Here is a 13,438-nt window from a genome sequence, read left to right on the forward strand (position 1 = left end):
GGCATCGTATTGAGGACGTGAAGAGAGAGCCGCAGCCATGTTACTGACCACCTTGGCCCTTGCCGCCAGCCTGCAATTTGATTGTCCCGCCACCATCGAGACTCGCCAGCAGCTGCTGACCCCGCAGCAGGGCTGGCAGGCGTTTACCCGCAATGACGATGGCAAACAAGACGAAACCCTCAGCCACCGGCTCGATAATCTGGCCCTGTTCGACGGAGATCCTGCCGAGCTGGCCCAACTCAAACCGGATAATGGCGACAGCGACGAGATCCACTACTGGAGCCAGCTCGATAGCAGCCTGCGCCCCCTCTATCTGGTCTGCCGCTATCAAAACAGCGCCATCACCCTGCAGCAGGCGCTGCCCGTCGGCATCAGTTACTGCCGCGTCAACCAGCGCGACCGCTACACCCTGCTCGGGCTGATTTGCCGCAAATAGCGGTCGTGACCCCTTGCCATACATCGCTATTCGATGACAGCCATTACCGCCTGAGCCGGGCCACCCGCCAGCGCCATCAGAGCAGCAGCTCGGCCAGCTCCTCCAGTGCCGTCAGCTCCACGTCCGGCAACAGTTGCAGCTGTTGCCACGGTTGCTGCCGCTCGTTGATCCAGGCGGCGCGAAAGCCGTGCAAGCGGGCACCCAGCACATCGGTCTCGGGATGATCCCCAACATGGAGGATCCGCTCCACAGGCAGCTTGAGGGCACTGCGGGTTTGCTCAAACATATCCGGGGCAGGCTTCATTCTGGCATTCATCCCCGCCTTGCAGACCAGCCTGAAGTAGCGATCCAGCCCTGCCTGCGCCAGATCCAGATTACCGTTGGTGATGACCACCAGCGGGTAGCGTTCGGCCAGTCTGGCCAGCAGCTGATGAGTGGACTCGCTCACCTCGATCTTCGAGCGCTCTGCCAGAAACGCGGCAAAGACCTGCTCCGCCTCGCGGCTGGCCTGCTGGTCAGCCATCCCCCCCGCCACCATAGCGGCGCGGATGGTCTGCTGGCGCGCCAGGCTGACATCGTGGCGCAGCTCGGGCCTGGCCAGCAACACGGTGCGTTTTAACTCCAGCCAGCGCGGCTTGTCGAGCATGGCGGTGGCCAGATATTCGCTGCGCAGATGGCTCAGCATCCACTGCTCGGCGCGCACGATGGCGGGGCCGTTGTCATAGAGGGTGTCATCGAGGTCAAACGAGATGGCAGCAACCGGCTGCCAGCGGCGATAGAAGTGCATGGACTCTCCTCTGCAACGGGGCTCAGGGCCCGTTATTCATCGTCCTGTGCATCCGGGTCACGCTTGGCCCTTGGGTGGGCGCTGTCGTAAACCTTGGCCAGATGCTGGAAGTCGAGGTGGGTATAGATCTGGGTGGTGGAGAGGTCGGCATGTCCCAGCAGCTCCTGAACCGCCCGCAGATCGCCGGAGGACTCCAGCATATGGGTGGCGAAGCTGTGGCGCAGCTTGTGGGGATGGACATGAGCGTTGAGCGCCTGCTTGTTGCCCCAGCCATCGAGGCGGGCCTGCACCGAGCGGGCCGACAGCCGCTGCTTGCGGCTGGAGACAAACAGCGCCTCGCTCTCATCCCCGGCCAGCAGCGGGCGCACCTTGAGCCATTTCTGCAGCCACTCGACCGCCATCCGGCCTATGGGCAGCACCCGCTCCCGCGAGCCCTTGCCGGTCACCTTGAGCTGACGGTCGTCGAGCTTCAGATCCACCAGATTGATCCCCACCAGCTCGGCCAGACGCAGCCCTGAGGAGTACATCAACTCCATGATGGCGCGATCCCGCACCGCCAGCGGATCCTGCTCGTCGGTGATGTTGAGCAGTTGGTGCATCTCGTCCACATCGAGGTTTTTCGGCAGCGGCCGCCCCTGTTTGGGGGTGACGATGCCGCGGGCCGGATTGGCGGTCAGCCGCCCCTGCCGCACCTGCCAGTCGCAAAAGCTGCGCAGGGCCGAGACCTTGGTGGAAAGGGAACGAGGAGCAAGTCCCCCCTTGTGCATCCGGGTCACCAGAGTGCGCACCTGACTCGCCTCGAGCCGACCCCAGTCAGTGAGCCCCAGGGCCACCAGCTCGGCGGTCATCGCCTCCAGATGGGCTTGATAGTTATTGCGGGTATGAGGGCTGAGCTGACGCTCGACCCTCAGGTATTCGATAAAGGCCGCCAGCTCGTCCGCCAGTGCCGCAGGCAGTGGCGGTGCGATGACGGGTGCTTTGGCAGGCGCCCTGGCCGGTGTTCTAGCCATGAGTCAACTCGGGCAGACGCAGTTGCAGCAGGCGCCCCAGTTGGCCCAGCAGCAGGGTGTCGTTGTGGGGAGTAAAGTGGCCGGGATCCGAGCTGGCGAAGGCCAGCACACCGAGATCGCCGAGCCGCATCAGGGCCACCGAGTTGACCAGCACATCGTGGCCAAACAGCGCCTGCTTCTCGCTCTGGCTCAGGCGGCCAAAGTAGTAATCCTGCCCCGGCAAACGCTGACCCAGCAGGGATTCGAGCTGCTTGCCCTGCGCCAGAAAACGCTGCTCGGGCCCGCTCAGGGCAAACTTCTTGGGATTGAGCCAGAGCCGCAGCCCGGTCAGGCGCAGCCGCTGGACAAAGGCCTTGCCCATCACGGCACTCACTTCGAACAGGGTCTGGCAACCGTACAGCTCGCCGTAGAGATCGGCATAGACCCGGAAGATCCGTTCGTTCTCGCTGGCGATCCCCATCAATTCGGTGATCTCCTGCTCCAGCTGTTCGATCCGCTCGCGCTGCCGCTCCAGCTGGCGCTCAACCAGCGAGACCGACCCTTTGCGTTCATGGGGAATGCGGATCCGGTCCAGCACGGCGGCATGGCGTTGGAAAAACTCGGGATAACGGGCCAGGTACTCCAGCACAGTGGCTTCATCCACCGATTGCTCCTGCCGTTTGAGTTCGCTCATAAATTGGTTGATCCATCAGAGAAATGGGGCTTGCTGCCCCGACATCATGGGCAAAGGGGGCCAGCGCCCCCCGTACCTGAACCTTTATCGGCTAAACCTCTATCTGGCCGTCAAACACATGCTCGGCGGGGCCTGTCATGTAGACCGGCTGGCCCGGCCCCTTCCAGGCGATGGTCAGCTTGCCGCCCGGCAGACTGACGGTGACCCGCTCCTTGAGCTTGCCCTGACTGATGCCAATCACCGCCGCTGCACAGGCACCGGTGCCGCAGGCCAGGGTCTCGCCACAGCCCCGCTCGAATACACGCAGTTTGATCTCGGTAGCATTGACCATCTCCATGAAGCCGACGTTGACCCGCTCGGGAAAACGCTCGTGGCGCTCCATGATGGCACCGAGCGTCTCGACCGGTGCATCGGCGACCGAAGGCACCTCGATGACGCAGTGGGGATTGCCCATGGAGACCACACCACACATCACGGTATGCTCCTGCGCCCGCAGCAGATAGGTTTTCTCTGCCTTCTGGGCCCGGAACGGGATCTTGCCCGGCTCAAACTGGGGAACACCCATGTTGACCGTGACCTGGTTCTCCCCCTCCAGCTGCAACACGATGCGACCCCGGGCGGTACTGACCGCGATGCGATCCCGGTTGATCAGCCCCTTGAGACGCACGAAACGGGCAAAACAGCGGGCACCGTTGCCACACTGCTCCACTTCGCTGCCATCGGCATTGAAAATGCGATAGTGAAAGTCGAGTTCAGGGTCATAGGGCGGCTCCACCAGCAGCAGCTGATCAAAGCCGATCCCGAAGTGGCGATCTGCCAGCTTCTTGATGACGTCATTGCTGAAAAATACCTTCTGGGTGACGCCATCCACCACCATGAAGTCGTTGCCCAAGCCATGCATCTTGGAAAAATCTATCAACATCGTGCATTCCTGTGCTGTTAGGGCTGTAAAAACTCACCGTCAACCACTATGAAGTCGTTGGCCACAGCCCCATGCATCCTGGAACAATCTATCAACATCGTGCATTCCTGTGCTGTTAGGGCTGTAAAAACTCACCGTCAACCACTATGAAGTCGTTGTCCAAAGCCCCATGCATCCTGGAATAATCTATCCACATCGTGCATTCCTGTGCTGTCAGGGCTGTAAAATTCTGTCATCTCTATCTACTGCATCAGGGCAGCAGGTGCTCACCGCGCCAGAGATCGGCCAACTGCTCCCGCTCGCGGATCAGGTGCGCCTCGGCACCATCAACCAGCACTTCGGCAGCGCGCGGACGGGTGTTGTAGTTGGATGACATGGTAAAGCCGTAGGCACCGGCCGAACGCACTGCCAGCAGGGAACCCTCGGCAATCGCCAGGGTGCGCTCCTTGCCGAGGAAGTCGCCGGTCTCGCACACCGGGCCCACCACGTCATAGATCGCGGGAGCATGGCCAGCACGGCTATCCACCTCGATGATGTTCATCCAGGCGCCGTAGAGCGAAGGGCGCAGCATGTCGTTCATGCCGGCATCGATCAGCGCGAAGTTGCGGGTCTCGCCCGGCTTCAGGTACTCGACCCGGGTCAGCAGCACACCGGCATTGGCGACGATGGCGCGGCCCGGCTCGAACAGCAGGGTCAGATCCCGGCCCGCCAGCTTCTGCTTGAGCGCTTCGGCATACTCGGTCGGATGGGGTGGCTGCTCGGAACCATAGTTGACCCCAAGGCCGCCCCCCACGTCCAGATGGTGGATATGAATGCCTTCTGCAGCCAGACCGTCGATCAGCCGCAACAGCTTGTCAGCCGCTTCCATAAAGGGATTCAATTCAGTGAGTTGCGAGCCGATATGGCAATCGACCCCGACGATCTCGATGTTCGCCATCGCGGCCGCCTTGCGATAGATGGCGGGCGCCAGCTCGATGGGAATGCCGAACTTGTTCTGCTTGAGGCCAGTGGAGATATAGGGGTGAGTACCGGCATCGATATCCGGATTGACCCGCACCGAGACGCGAGCCTTCTTGCCCATGCTGCCCGCCACCCGATTGAGGCGCTCCAGCTCGGCTTCCGACTCCAGATTGAAGCAGAGGATCTCTTTATCCAGCGCAAGGCGCATCTCCGCTTCACTCTTGGCCACCCCGGAGAAGACCACTTTGGCCGGATCACCGCCCGCCGCCAGCACCCGCGACAGCTCGCCACCGGAGACGATGTCAAACCCCGAGCCCAGACGGGCCAGCAGGTTGAGCAGCGCCAGGTTGGAGTTGGCCTTCACCGCGTAGCAGATCAGATGGGGAATATCGCCAGCGGCCTTGTCGAAGGCGTGCCAGTGGCGCTCGAGGGTCGCACGGGAGTAGACGTAAAGCGGGGTACCGTACTGCTCGGCAAGCTGTTGCAGCGAGGTTTGCTCGGCCTGAAGCTGGCCGGCGGCGTCGTAGTTAAAGTGATCCAAGGGGGCGGTTCCTTCCTAGAATGGGTGCGGCATTAGTGCGGCGCGGCCTCGGTGGCAGCCTCAGTGGTCGCAGGCGGTGCTGCTTGCGGTGTACTCTGGCTCTGTGGCTGCTCGGGGGGCGGCATATAGAGCGGCCCCTTCAGACCGCACGCGGCCAAGCCGAGGGACAGAAGAGTGGCAAGCAGACACTTGGTGAACTGGGTGATCATAATGGTTCGCTGCGAAAAAATTTTTGGCCCTCTATAATCGCACTCACATTGTTAAAAGCAACAGGATAAACCGATGAAGGATCACGAGTATCACGCCCTGACAGACGCCTTTTTCCAATATGTGGAAGACACGCTCGACGAGGGGTATCCGGATATCGACTGCGAACGCAGCGGCGGCGTATTGACCCTCTCTTTCGAGAACAAGACCAAGGTCATCATCAACAAGCAGGAGCCACTGCACCAGATTTGGGTCGCCACCCGCGAGAACGGCTTCCACTTCGAACTGCAGGGTGACACCTGGATCGACAACCGCTTCGGCCACGAGCTCAAGGCGCTGCTGAGCCAATCCTGCACCGCCCAGGCGGGCGAAGAGGTGGTGTTCCCATGATTGACCTGCACCCGCAGGGCGCCCGTCATGCGGTGATCTGGCTACACGGGCTGGGTGATTCCGGCGCCGGTCTCGCCCCGTTGGTGGACGCGCTGGATCTGCCCGCCGACTTGCCGGTGCGTCACCTGCTGCCGGATGCCCCCGAGCGCCCCATCACTATCAACATGGGCTACAAGATGCGCGGCTGGTACGACATCAAAAGCTTCGAGGATCCCGCCGAGCGGGCCGTGGAGTCCCATGTCCGTGAATCAGCCGACCAGATTGCCGCCCTGCTCGATCAGCTGGTGGCCGACGGGTTTGCCCCCGAGCATATTGTGCTGGCAGGTTTTTCTCAGGGCGGGGTGATTGCCTCCTTCACCGCGCTGCGCTATCAGGCAACACTGGCGGGCCTGCTCTGCATGTCCACCTATCTGGCTGCCCCCGACAAGCTGCTCGGCGAGATGAGCGAGGCTGCTCGCACCCTGCCCATCTGTTACATGCACGGCATCTACGACGATGTGGTGAGCCTGTCGCTCGGTTGGGATGCCAAGAACCGGCTGGAAAGCGTCGGACTCGCCCCCGAGTGGCACGAGTACCCGATGCGTCACGAGATCTGCCGTCCGCAGCTGGGCGACATTCGCAGCTGGCTGCTGGCCCGCCTCGGCGTGTGAGCCCTTCCGGCAAAGCAAACGGCCTGCATCTGCAGGCCGTTTTTTATTGCGATTCCAACTGACGGGTCAGCCCACTTCGCGAGCGGGCGGCACCTGTTCACGCAGAGTCCCCTGACTGCGATAGGGGATCACATCCAGCTCGCCATTCACTTGTACTATCTCGTAGTACTGGGGCAGGTTGAAGTTGATGAACTGCCCATCATCGCTGAACCGCTCGTGATTGGAGGTGTAGAAGCGGTTGACCCCCGCCACCAGCTCATCCTTGTTGCCGGCAAAGTGCTGGTAGATCTCCACCCGGTTCGCCTCATCGAGGATATAGATGTTGGTGCCCGCATCACGGGTATCGAAGAAGAACTGCACCAACCCTTCGCTGGCGTAGGCATCGACGATGCTCGGCAGATGCTGGCTGTGGGTCTTGTCGAGCCGCAGCGGCAGGTGATCCAGCTTGTTGTGGGAGATGTGACGGTAAAAATCGATGGCGTTTTCCAGCTTCTTCACCGACACCCCGCGCCGCTCGAAGAAGATGCCGTACTTCTCGCGGCCAAGGGCCATGGTCTTGACCAGCTGTTGCTTGTCGCGTGCAAGGCGCAGGTCGATACACTCCGCCACCAGCGTCTGGAAACGGGAGCGCACCAGAGAACGGAAGTGCTGGCTGTAGCAGAACACCTCGATCATCTCGGGGGCGGCAGCATCCTGATGCATCTTGCCGAGGATAGTGGTGAGGGCATCGACCACGGCTTCATCCCCCTGGAAGTGCAGGGTACGGATCTCGCTCCAGGAGTTGCGATAGACCAGATCCACAGATCCCACCAGACACTCCTGATTGCGACCGAACGAGAAGACATCCACGGTATTGGCGTCAAATTCGATCACCTGACCGACCCAGTGGCTGGTCGGGTCCATCTCCAGGTTGAGGAAGATGGAGAGCTGACGGATCTCGCACGGCCGACTGAGAGCCAGATTGGTGGCCAGCGGGTACTTCTCGGGGAAGCAGCCGGAGAGATCGCGGCAGAACTGGTGCAGATTGTCGATGTGCAGATCCGAACCCTGATTGAACAGGTGCACCCGCGACTGGGGTGTCAACAGATCGTTGAAGTAGGCCCAGGAGACCAGCTTGCTGATGTAACCGTTGAACTCCAGCGGCGCGCGGCCAATGATGTCCACCGGCTCCAGCGAATGTTTGTAGAGATACCAGCCGGCGCGGTTGAGGCGACCGTGAGGCACCTGCACGAAGCTGAGATCCGGCTCGCTGAGATCCGGCGCGATCTTGAGGTTGATGCGCTGCACCTTGCCCGGCAGGCTCTCGAACGCGGCGTAGAGTTTGCGCGACAGAATGCCGATATCTTCCGGGTTGATCGACTCGCTGATGTTATTGCGGCGGGCGAACTGGATCAAGTTGCGGTAACTCTGCATCAGGGCTTCCAGCAGCTCGGCGTGAGCGATCTTCACCTCTTCGATCTTCCACTCGTGGCGGTGATCGAGCTGATAGAGTTTGTCCTGACTCCAGCCCCAGTAGGAGACCAGCTGGCTCATCTGCTCGCGACGCCACTCGGGGGAGTGATCATCCTTGGGATGGCTGAGACCGTCGCACACCTTGAGGTAGAAGCAGCGGCGCACCAGATCGAGCCGCGCCATGTCGCCGATGGACTTGAGGTAGTTGGTCACCTTGTCCAGCATCAGACAGTAGTTGTCGAGCCGGTAGTGCATCCCCTCGTTGTGCTGGAACCAGTCGCGACCAATCATCGACAGCAGGCGGGTATTGGGATACTCGTGGGAGTAGGCTTCCATCAGCACCGACTTGAGCACCGCCTTGTAGGGGGAGTCGATCCCCTTGTAGAGCTGCCACAAGGCGGAGCCGAAATACTCTTCGGCCGGAATACGGTCAAAACTGCCGAGATCGAGCCAGTCGTCCTGCTTGAGCTTACCGCTCTCGAACAGCTCGTTCACATACGCATCGTAGTGATCATCACATTCGGTGGGCACCAGATACCAGATCAAGCGTTTGCCCGCGATACGCATGGCACTGCGGTAGAACTCGTCGAGCAGCAGCAGGTGCTGGGCACTGCCGCAGCTCTCCCCCTGCATCTGGGCATCGTTGGTCTGGCGGAACTTGTCTTCCGGGATCAGGAAGAAGTTGAGATCGACCCCGCGCTGTTCGGCCCACTTGGAGAGTTGCTGGCATTTCAGCTCCAGCAGATCGAGCCGCTCCTGCGACAAACCGGTCACGTGGCAGACCCAGATATCGAGATCGGAGTGACAGCATTGACCGATGGAGGAGGTGCTGCCCATGGAGTAGAGCCCCTGAATAGCCCGATCATGGGTGGCAAGACCGCTCTGGCAGTTGGCGTTGCGACAGAGGTCATCGATAAAAGCTTGCTGTTCGGCAGTGGCGCTGAAGCTCCAGATACCATGAGGGACATCACCGGAGACATAACCGGGCAGCAGGGGATGATTGAAGTGCAGCATGACAGGCAGCAGTTGGAATACCTGCTGCCCATAGCGACTCATGAGGCCTAACGCCCGTTGCGTCTTGAGACGGGTAATGTCGTCATAACGCGCAACCAGCGTATCGATGTGTTCCTGCAATGCCCTGCCTATCACCTAAGTGAAAATGACGCACCAAAAGGGGGATACGTCAAAAAAGTGTGATCATGTTAACAATGCAAACAGCGGTGGTAAACAAGCCTTCAGCTAAACGTCAGATTATTTCTGGTATGACCACATCAAGTATCAGGGGAAATCATTAAATTCCAATATATTCAATGAATTAATCAACTGCGCTTGCTTAATGAAAATCATTTTCAGCATGCATTTTTGAGCTTGGCCCCGCTTTTGCCGGCTCCGCCATGAAAGCCCGGGCAAAGGGTGGTAATATCGATTTCCTTCTAAAAATGAAACAACTGATTGATATGGCAGCCCGAACCCTGAAAATTGCCACTCGCAAGAGCCCGCTGGCCCTGTGGCAGGCCAACTTTGTCAAAGACCGGCTCGAAGCCCTGCACCCGCAGTTGCAGGTCGAACTGGTGCCCATGAGCACTCAGGGTGACAAGATCCTCGATACCCCGCTGGCCAAGGTCGGTGGCAAGGGGTTGTTCGTCAAGGAGCTGGAGACCGCCATGCTGGAAGGGCGGGCCGATATCGCCGTTCACTCCATGAAAGATGTGCCGGTGGAGTTCCCCGAGGGGCTCGGCCTGCACACCATCTGCGAGCGGGAAGATCCCCGCGATGCCTTCGTCTCCAACCGTTTCAAGGCCATTGCCGAACTGCCGCAAGGGGCCGTGGTCGGCACCTCCAGCCTGCGCCGCCAGTGCCAGCTGCGCGCCGCGCGCCCGGATCTGGTGATCCGCGACCTGCGTGGCAACGTCAACACCCGCCTCGCCAAGCTGGATGCCGGTGAGTACGACGCCATCATCCTCGCCGCCGCTGGTCTGAAACGACTGGAGATGGCGCACCGCATCACCGCCTTTATCGAGCCGGAACAGAGCCTGCCTGCCAACGGTCAGGGGGCTGTCGGCATCGAATGCCGCCTCGACGACGTTGAGCTGCACGCTCTGCTGGCGCCGCTCGAGCACGCCGAGACCCGCGCCCGGGTGCTGACCGAGCGCGCCATGAATCGCGCCCTGCAAGGGGGATGTCAGGTGCCTATCGGTGCCTACGCACTGGTCGACGGCGAGCAGATCTGGCTGCGCGGTCTGGTGGGCAGCCCGGATGGCAGCCAGGTAATCCGTGACGAGATCCGCGGCCCGCTGGCCGATGGTGAGGCCCTCGGCGAGCAACTGGCCCAGCGCCTGCTGGCCGCCGGTGCCGACGAGATCCTGGCCGAGGTCTACCGCGCATGACCCCGCTGGTGGTGCGTCCGGCCGCCCAGGCCGCCGAGCTGGTGCAGTTGCTGCGCCAGCACGGTCATGCACCGCTCTGCTGCCCGCTGCTGGAAACCGTGGCGGGCAGCGAACTCCCTCTCCTGCCCGACCTGCTGCGCAGTGCTGACGCGGTTATCGCCGTCAGCATCCATGCCGTTCATTTTGCACACGATTTTCTGTTGCAAACTGGTCAGACCTGGCCACATATTGAGTACTTTGCGGTGGGTCAGGCCAGCGCAGATGCGTTTGCAGCCATCGGCATCACGGCAAGCTGCCCGGATGACCCGCGCAGCGAAGGGCTGCTGGCCCTGCCCGCCCTGCAGCAGATAGCAGGCAAACGGGTACTGATCCTGCGCGGCAATGGCGGGCGGGATCTCATCGCCAGCACGCTGGCCTCACGCGGTGCTCTGGTGCACTATTGTGCGGCCTATGAGCGCCACTACCCCGAGCTAGACGGGGACACATTAACCCGCCACTGGCAGGCAGCGGGGCTGGACAGCCTGCTCATTACCAGTGGTGAACTACTGCAACGCCTGCTGGAGCTGGTTCCCGAGCACCAGAGGCTCTGGCTTTTTGACCGCCTGCTGGTGGTCCCCAGCCCGCGCGTGGCCGAGATGGCCAGCGCAGCGGGCTTTATCCATATCACGATTGCCCAAGGTGCATCCAACCAGGCCCTGACGGCCGCACTGGAACTGAGGAAGATGGAATGACAGAACAACAAGAATCCCAGGTCAAACCCCAGCCGACCGCTGTGGTCAATGGCAGCAAGAGCCGCTCCGGTGCCGTACTGGGAGGGGTTGCCATCCTGCTGGCCCTTGGCCTGACCGGCGGCCTCTATCTACACGGTCACAAGAATGCCGTGGCCCAGCAGGCCGAACTGGCCCAGCTCAAGCAGCAGCTGGCGAGCGCCCTGAGCAAGATCGACCAGACCAGCAGCAAGGATGCCGAGCAGCTGGCCGCACTGGATCAAACCCAGCAGCGGCTGCAGGGGGAGATGCAGGGCCTGCAGAATCGGGTACTGGATCTCAACGACAAGCGCCCCAACGACTGGATGCTGGCCGAATCCGAATATCTGGTACGAATGGCGGGCCGCAAGCTGTGGCTGGAGCATGACCTCGTCTCCGCCATCACCTTGCTCGGCAATGCCGACGAGCGGATCGCCGCCCTCAACGACCCCAGCCTGATGCCGATCCGCAAGGCGCTGGCCGAGGATATCGCCAAGCTCAAGGGCATGCCGCGCATCGACCGCGAGGGGCTGACCCTCAAGCTGGCTGCCCTGTCCGACCAGATCGAGCTGCTGCCCCTCTCCACCGTCAGCATGCCGGAAGCCAAGGCCGAGCCGGATCAAGCGGTCAGCACCAATCCCGACGAGTGGGAGAGCAACCTGAAGAAAAACTGGGTCAAGTTCACCGAGAACTTCGTCACCATCCGTCGCCGCGATGGCGCGGTCGAGGCACTGCTCTCGCCGCAGCAGGAGATCTTCCTGCGTGAAAACCTCAAGACCAAGCTGTTGCAGGCCCAGCTCTCCGTCTATCGCGAGCAGCAGGCGCTCTACGAAGACAGCCTGGACAAGGCCCAGCGCTGGCTGACCCAGTATTTCGACACCGACAACAGCGCCACCCGCTACATGCAGGGCGAGATCGACAAGCTCAAGGGTGAGCAGATCCAGATCGACTATCCGGCCCAGTTCAAGACCCAGGCCATGCTGGAGCAGGTGCTGACCGAACGCCTGCAACGCATTCTGGCCAGCAGCTGAGGAGGGCACCATGATCCGTATAATCATTCTGGTTGCCGTGATGGTCGCAGGGCTGATCTTTGGCCCGCAAGCCTCCGGTAACAAGGGCTATGTGCTGATTGCTCTTGGCAATTACACCATCGAATCTTCCGTCACCAGCGCGGTGATCCTGGCCGTGCTGTTCTATGGTGCCCTGCTCATCGTCGAGTGGCTGCTGGGCCGGGTGTTCGGCCTACGCCGCAAGACCCTCGGCTGGTACGGCTCCCGTCGCCGCCGCAAGGCCAATCAGCAGACCGTGGCAGCAACCTTGGCGATGGCCGAAGGCCACTACAGCCAGGCTGAAAAGCTGATGCTCAAGGGCGCCAGCAACAGCGACACTCCGCTGCTCAACTATCTGAGCGCCGCCAAGGCGGCCCAGGCGCGCGGTGACGATGTCCGCCGGGATCAATACCTGCAAAAGGCGCAGGAGGAGAACCCCAAGGCCGAGCTGGCGCTTACCCTGACCCAGACCCAGCTGCAGATCGAACAGGGCCAGTACGACACGGCGCTGGCGATGCTGGAGTCGGTCTACGCCCTCAACCCGCGCCATCCCATGGTGCTGGATCAGCTACGTCAGGTGCATCTGGCCCGCCACGACTGGGCGGCCCTGTGCGACCTTATCCCCACCCTGCACAAGGTGGGCAAGCTGACCCCGAAACAGGAAGAGGAGCTGCTGCAACAGGCTTGGAATGGCCGTCTGCAGCAGGCGGCCAGCAATCTGGAGACCCTCAAGGCGGTGTGGCAGGAGCTGCCGCGCAAACTGCGCCTTGAGCCGGAGCTGCTGGCCAGCTACGGCGATCTGCTGCGCGGTCTGGGTGCCGACAGCGAAGCGGCAACTCTTTGGCAGGAGGCACTGCGCAAGCAAGCCATGCCGCAGTTGCTGAGCCGTCTGCCCAAGCTGAAACTCGACAACTACCAGCCGCTGCTGGCGCAGCTGCAAAAACAGCAGGGGCAGCCGGAGGTCGACAACGCGCTGGCCCAGCTCTATCTGCTGGCCGGCCAGCTCGACGAGGCCCAGAAGCTGCTGGAACAGCAGGTGGAGAAGGCCCCCAGTGCCGCCGTCTACCACGCGCTCGGTCAAGTGATGGACAAGCGCCGCCTTACCAACAAGGCCAACGAGTACTACCGTCAGGCGCTGGAGCTGGCAGGGATCTGATCCTCAGACTACAAACAGCAAAAAGAGAAGAGGCCGCACAATGCGGCCTCTTTTTTATCTCTTTGTTCTGCT

The 13,438-nt window shown here is 61.4% G+C and carries 14 protein-coding genes; 7 read left to right on the plus strand and 7 right to left on the minus strand.

What is annotated here, in order from left to right:
* Positions 1 to 37 precede the first annotated feature (37 nt).
* Positions 38 to 436, plus strand: coding sequence for an STY0301 family protein (locus OKC31_RS09205; protein ID WP_247823591.1), 399 nt, complete (start codon positions 38 to 40; stop codon positions 434 to 436).
* 76 nt (positions 437 to 512) lie between these two features.
* On the opposite strand, the gene OKC31_RS09210 is transcribed toward OKC31_RS09205, so the two are convergent.
* The 6 genes from OKC31_RS09210 to lptM all read right to left on the minus strand — a co-directional run bounded on the left by OKC31_RS09210 (position 513) and on the right by lptM (position 5,538).
* Positions 513 to 1,223 carry an HAD-IA family hydrolase gene (locus OKC31_RS09210; protein ID WP_247823592.1) on the minus strand — a complete coding sequence of 237 codons (711 nt, stop codon included), beginning with the start codon at positions 1,221 to 1,223 and terminating at the stop codon, positions 513 to 515.
* A 32-nt stretch (positions 1,224 to 1,255) separates the two neighbouring features.
* The gene (gene xerC / locus OKC31_RS09215) at positions 1,256 to 2,233 is read right to left on the minus strand and encodes a tyrosine recombinase XerC (RefSeq protein WP_100652483.1); all 978 of its coding nucleotides are present in this window, start codon (positions 2,231 to 2,233) and stop codon (positions 1,256 to 1,258) included.
* Entirely contained in the window at positions 2,226 to 2,906 is a 681-nt protein-coding gene (locus tag OKC31_RS09220; protein ID WP_005336370.1) for a DUF484 family protein, read from the minus strand. The genes xerC and OKC31_RS09220 overlap by 8 nt, the downstream gene beginning before the upstream one ends.
* 91 nt (positions 2,907 to 2,997) lie before the next feature.
* Positions 2,998 to 3,828 (minus strand): diaminopimelate epimerase, encoded by an 831-nt coding sequence (gene dapF, locus OKC31_RS09225; RefSeq protein WP_005336371.1) that lies wholly within the window; start codon positions 3,826 to 3,828, stop codon positions 2,998 to 3,000.
* Positions 3,829 to 4,078: 250 nt separating this feature from the next.
* A complete protein-coding gene (lysA, locus tag OKC31_RS09230; protein ID WP_123172212.1) occupies positions 4,079 to 5,329 on the minus strand; it encodes a diaminopimelate decarboxylase in 1,251 nt (416 codons plus the stop codon).
* Positions 5,330 to 5,361: 32 nt separating this feature from the next.
* Entirely contained in the window at positions 5,362 to 5,538 is a 177-nt protein-coding gene (gene lptM, locus OKC31_RS09235; protein ID WP_019444858.1) for an LPS translocon maturation chaperone LptM, read from the minus strand.
* 73 nt (positions 5,539 to 5,611) lie between these two features.
* Here lptM and cyaY point away from each other — a divergent pair, with 73 nt between their 5' ends.
* A complete protein-coding gene (gene cyaY, locus OKC31_RS09240) occupies positions 5,612 to 5,926 on the plus strand; it encodes an iron donor protein CyaY (protein WP_019444859.1) in 315 nt (104 codons plus the stop codon).
* Entirely contained in the window at positions 5,923 to 6,576 is a 654-nt protein-coding gene (locus tag OKC31_RS09245) for an alpha/beta hydrolase (RefSeq protein ID WP_247823593.1), read from the plus strand. The genes cyaY and OKC31_RS09245 overlap by 4 nt, the downstream gene beginning before the upstream one ends.
* 66 nt (positions 6,577 to 6,642) lie before the next feature.
* Here OKC31_RS09245 and OKC31_RS09250 read toward each other — a convergent pair whose 3' ends face one another.
* Positions 6,643 to 9,162 (minus strand): class I adenylate cyclase, encoded by a 2,520-nt coding sequence (locus OKC31_RS09250; RefSeq protein ID WP_247823594.1) that lies wholly within the window; start codon positions 9,160 to 9,162, stop codon positions 6,643 to 6,645.
* A gap of 323 nt (positions 9,163 to 9,485) precedes the next feature.
* Between OKC31_RS09250 and hemC the strand changes: the two genes are divergently transcribed.
* Genes hemC through OKC31_RS09270 form a run of 4 tightly spaced genes read left to right on the plus strand, consistent with a single transcriptional unit; the run spans position 9,486 to position 13,366 of the window.
* Positions 9,486 to 10,415, plus strand: a complete 930-nt coding sequence (gene hemC / locus OKC31_RS09255; protein WP_139495464.1) for a hydroxymethylbilane synthase — start codon at positions 9,486 to 9,488, stop codon at positions 10,413 to 10,415.
* Positions 10,412 to 11,146, plus strand: a complete 735-nt coding sequence (locus OKC31_RS09260; protein WP_247823595.1) for a uroporphyrinogen-III synthase — start codon at positions 10,412 to 10,414, stop codon at positions 11,144 to 11,146. Before hemC ends, OKC31_RS09260 begins: the two co-directional genes overlap by 4 nt.
* Positions 11,143 to 12,192, plus strand: a complete 1,050-nt coding sequence (locus OKC31_RS09265; protein WP_076495577.1) for a uroporphyrinogen-III C-methyltransferase — start codon at positions 11,143 to 11,145, stop codon at positions 12,190 to 12,192. Before OKC31_RS09260 ends, OKC31_RS09265 begins: the two co-directional genes overlap by 4 nt.
* 10 nt (positions 12,193 to 12,202) lie before the next feature.
* The gene (locus OKC31_RS09270) at positions 12,203 to 13,366 is read left to right on the plus strand and encodes a heme biosynthesis HemY N-terminal domain-containing protein (RefSeq protein WP_185227889.1); all 1,164 of its coding nucleotides are present in this window, start codon (positions 12,203 to 12,205) and stop codon (positions 13,364 to 13,366) included.
* Positions 13,367 to 13,438 lie beyond the last annotated feature (72 nt).

Source organism: Aeromonas sp. Y293-4 (assembly GCF_027705905.1).
Taxonomy (GTDB): Bacteria; Pseudomonadota; Gammaproteobacteria; order Enterobacterales; family Aeromonadaceae; genus Aeromonas; species Aeromonas veronii.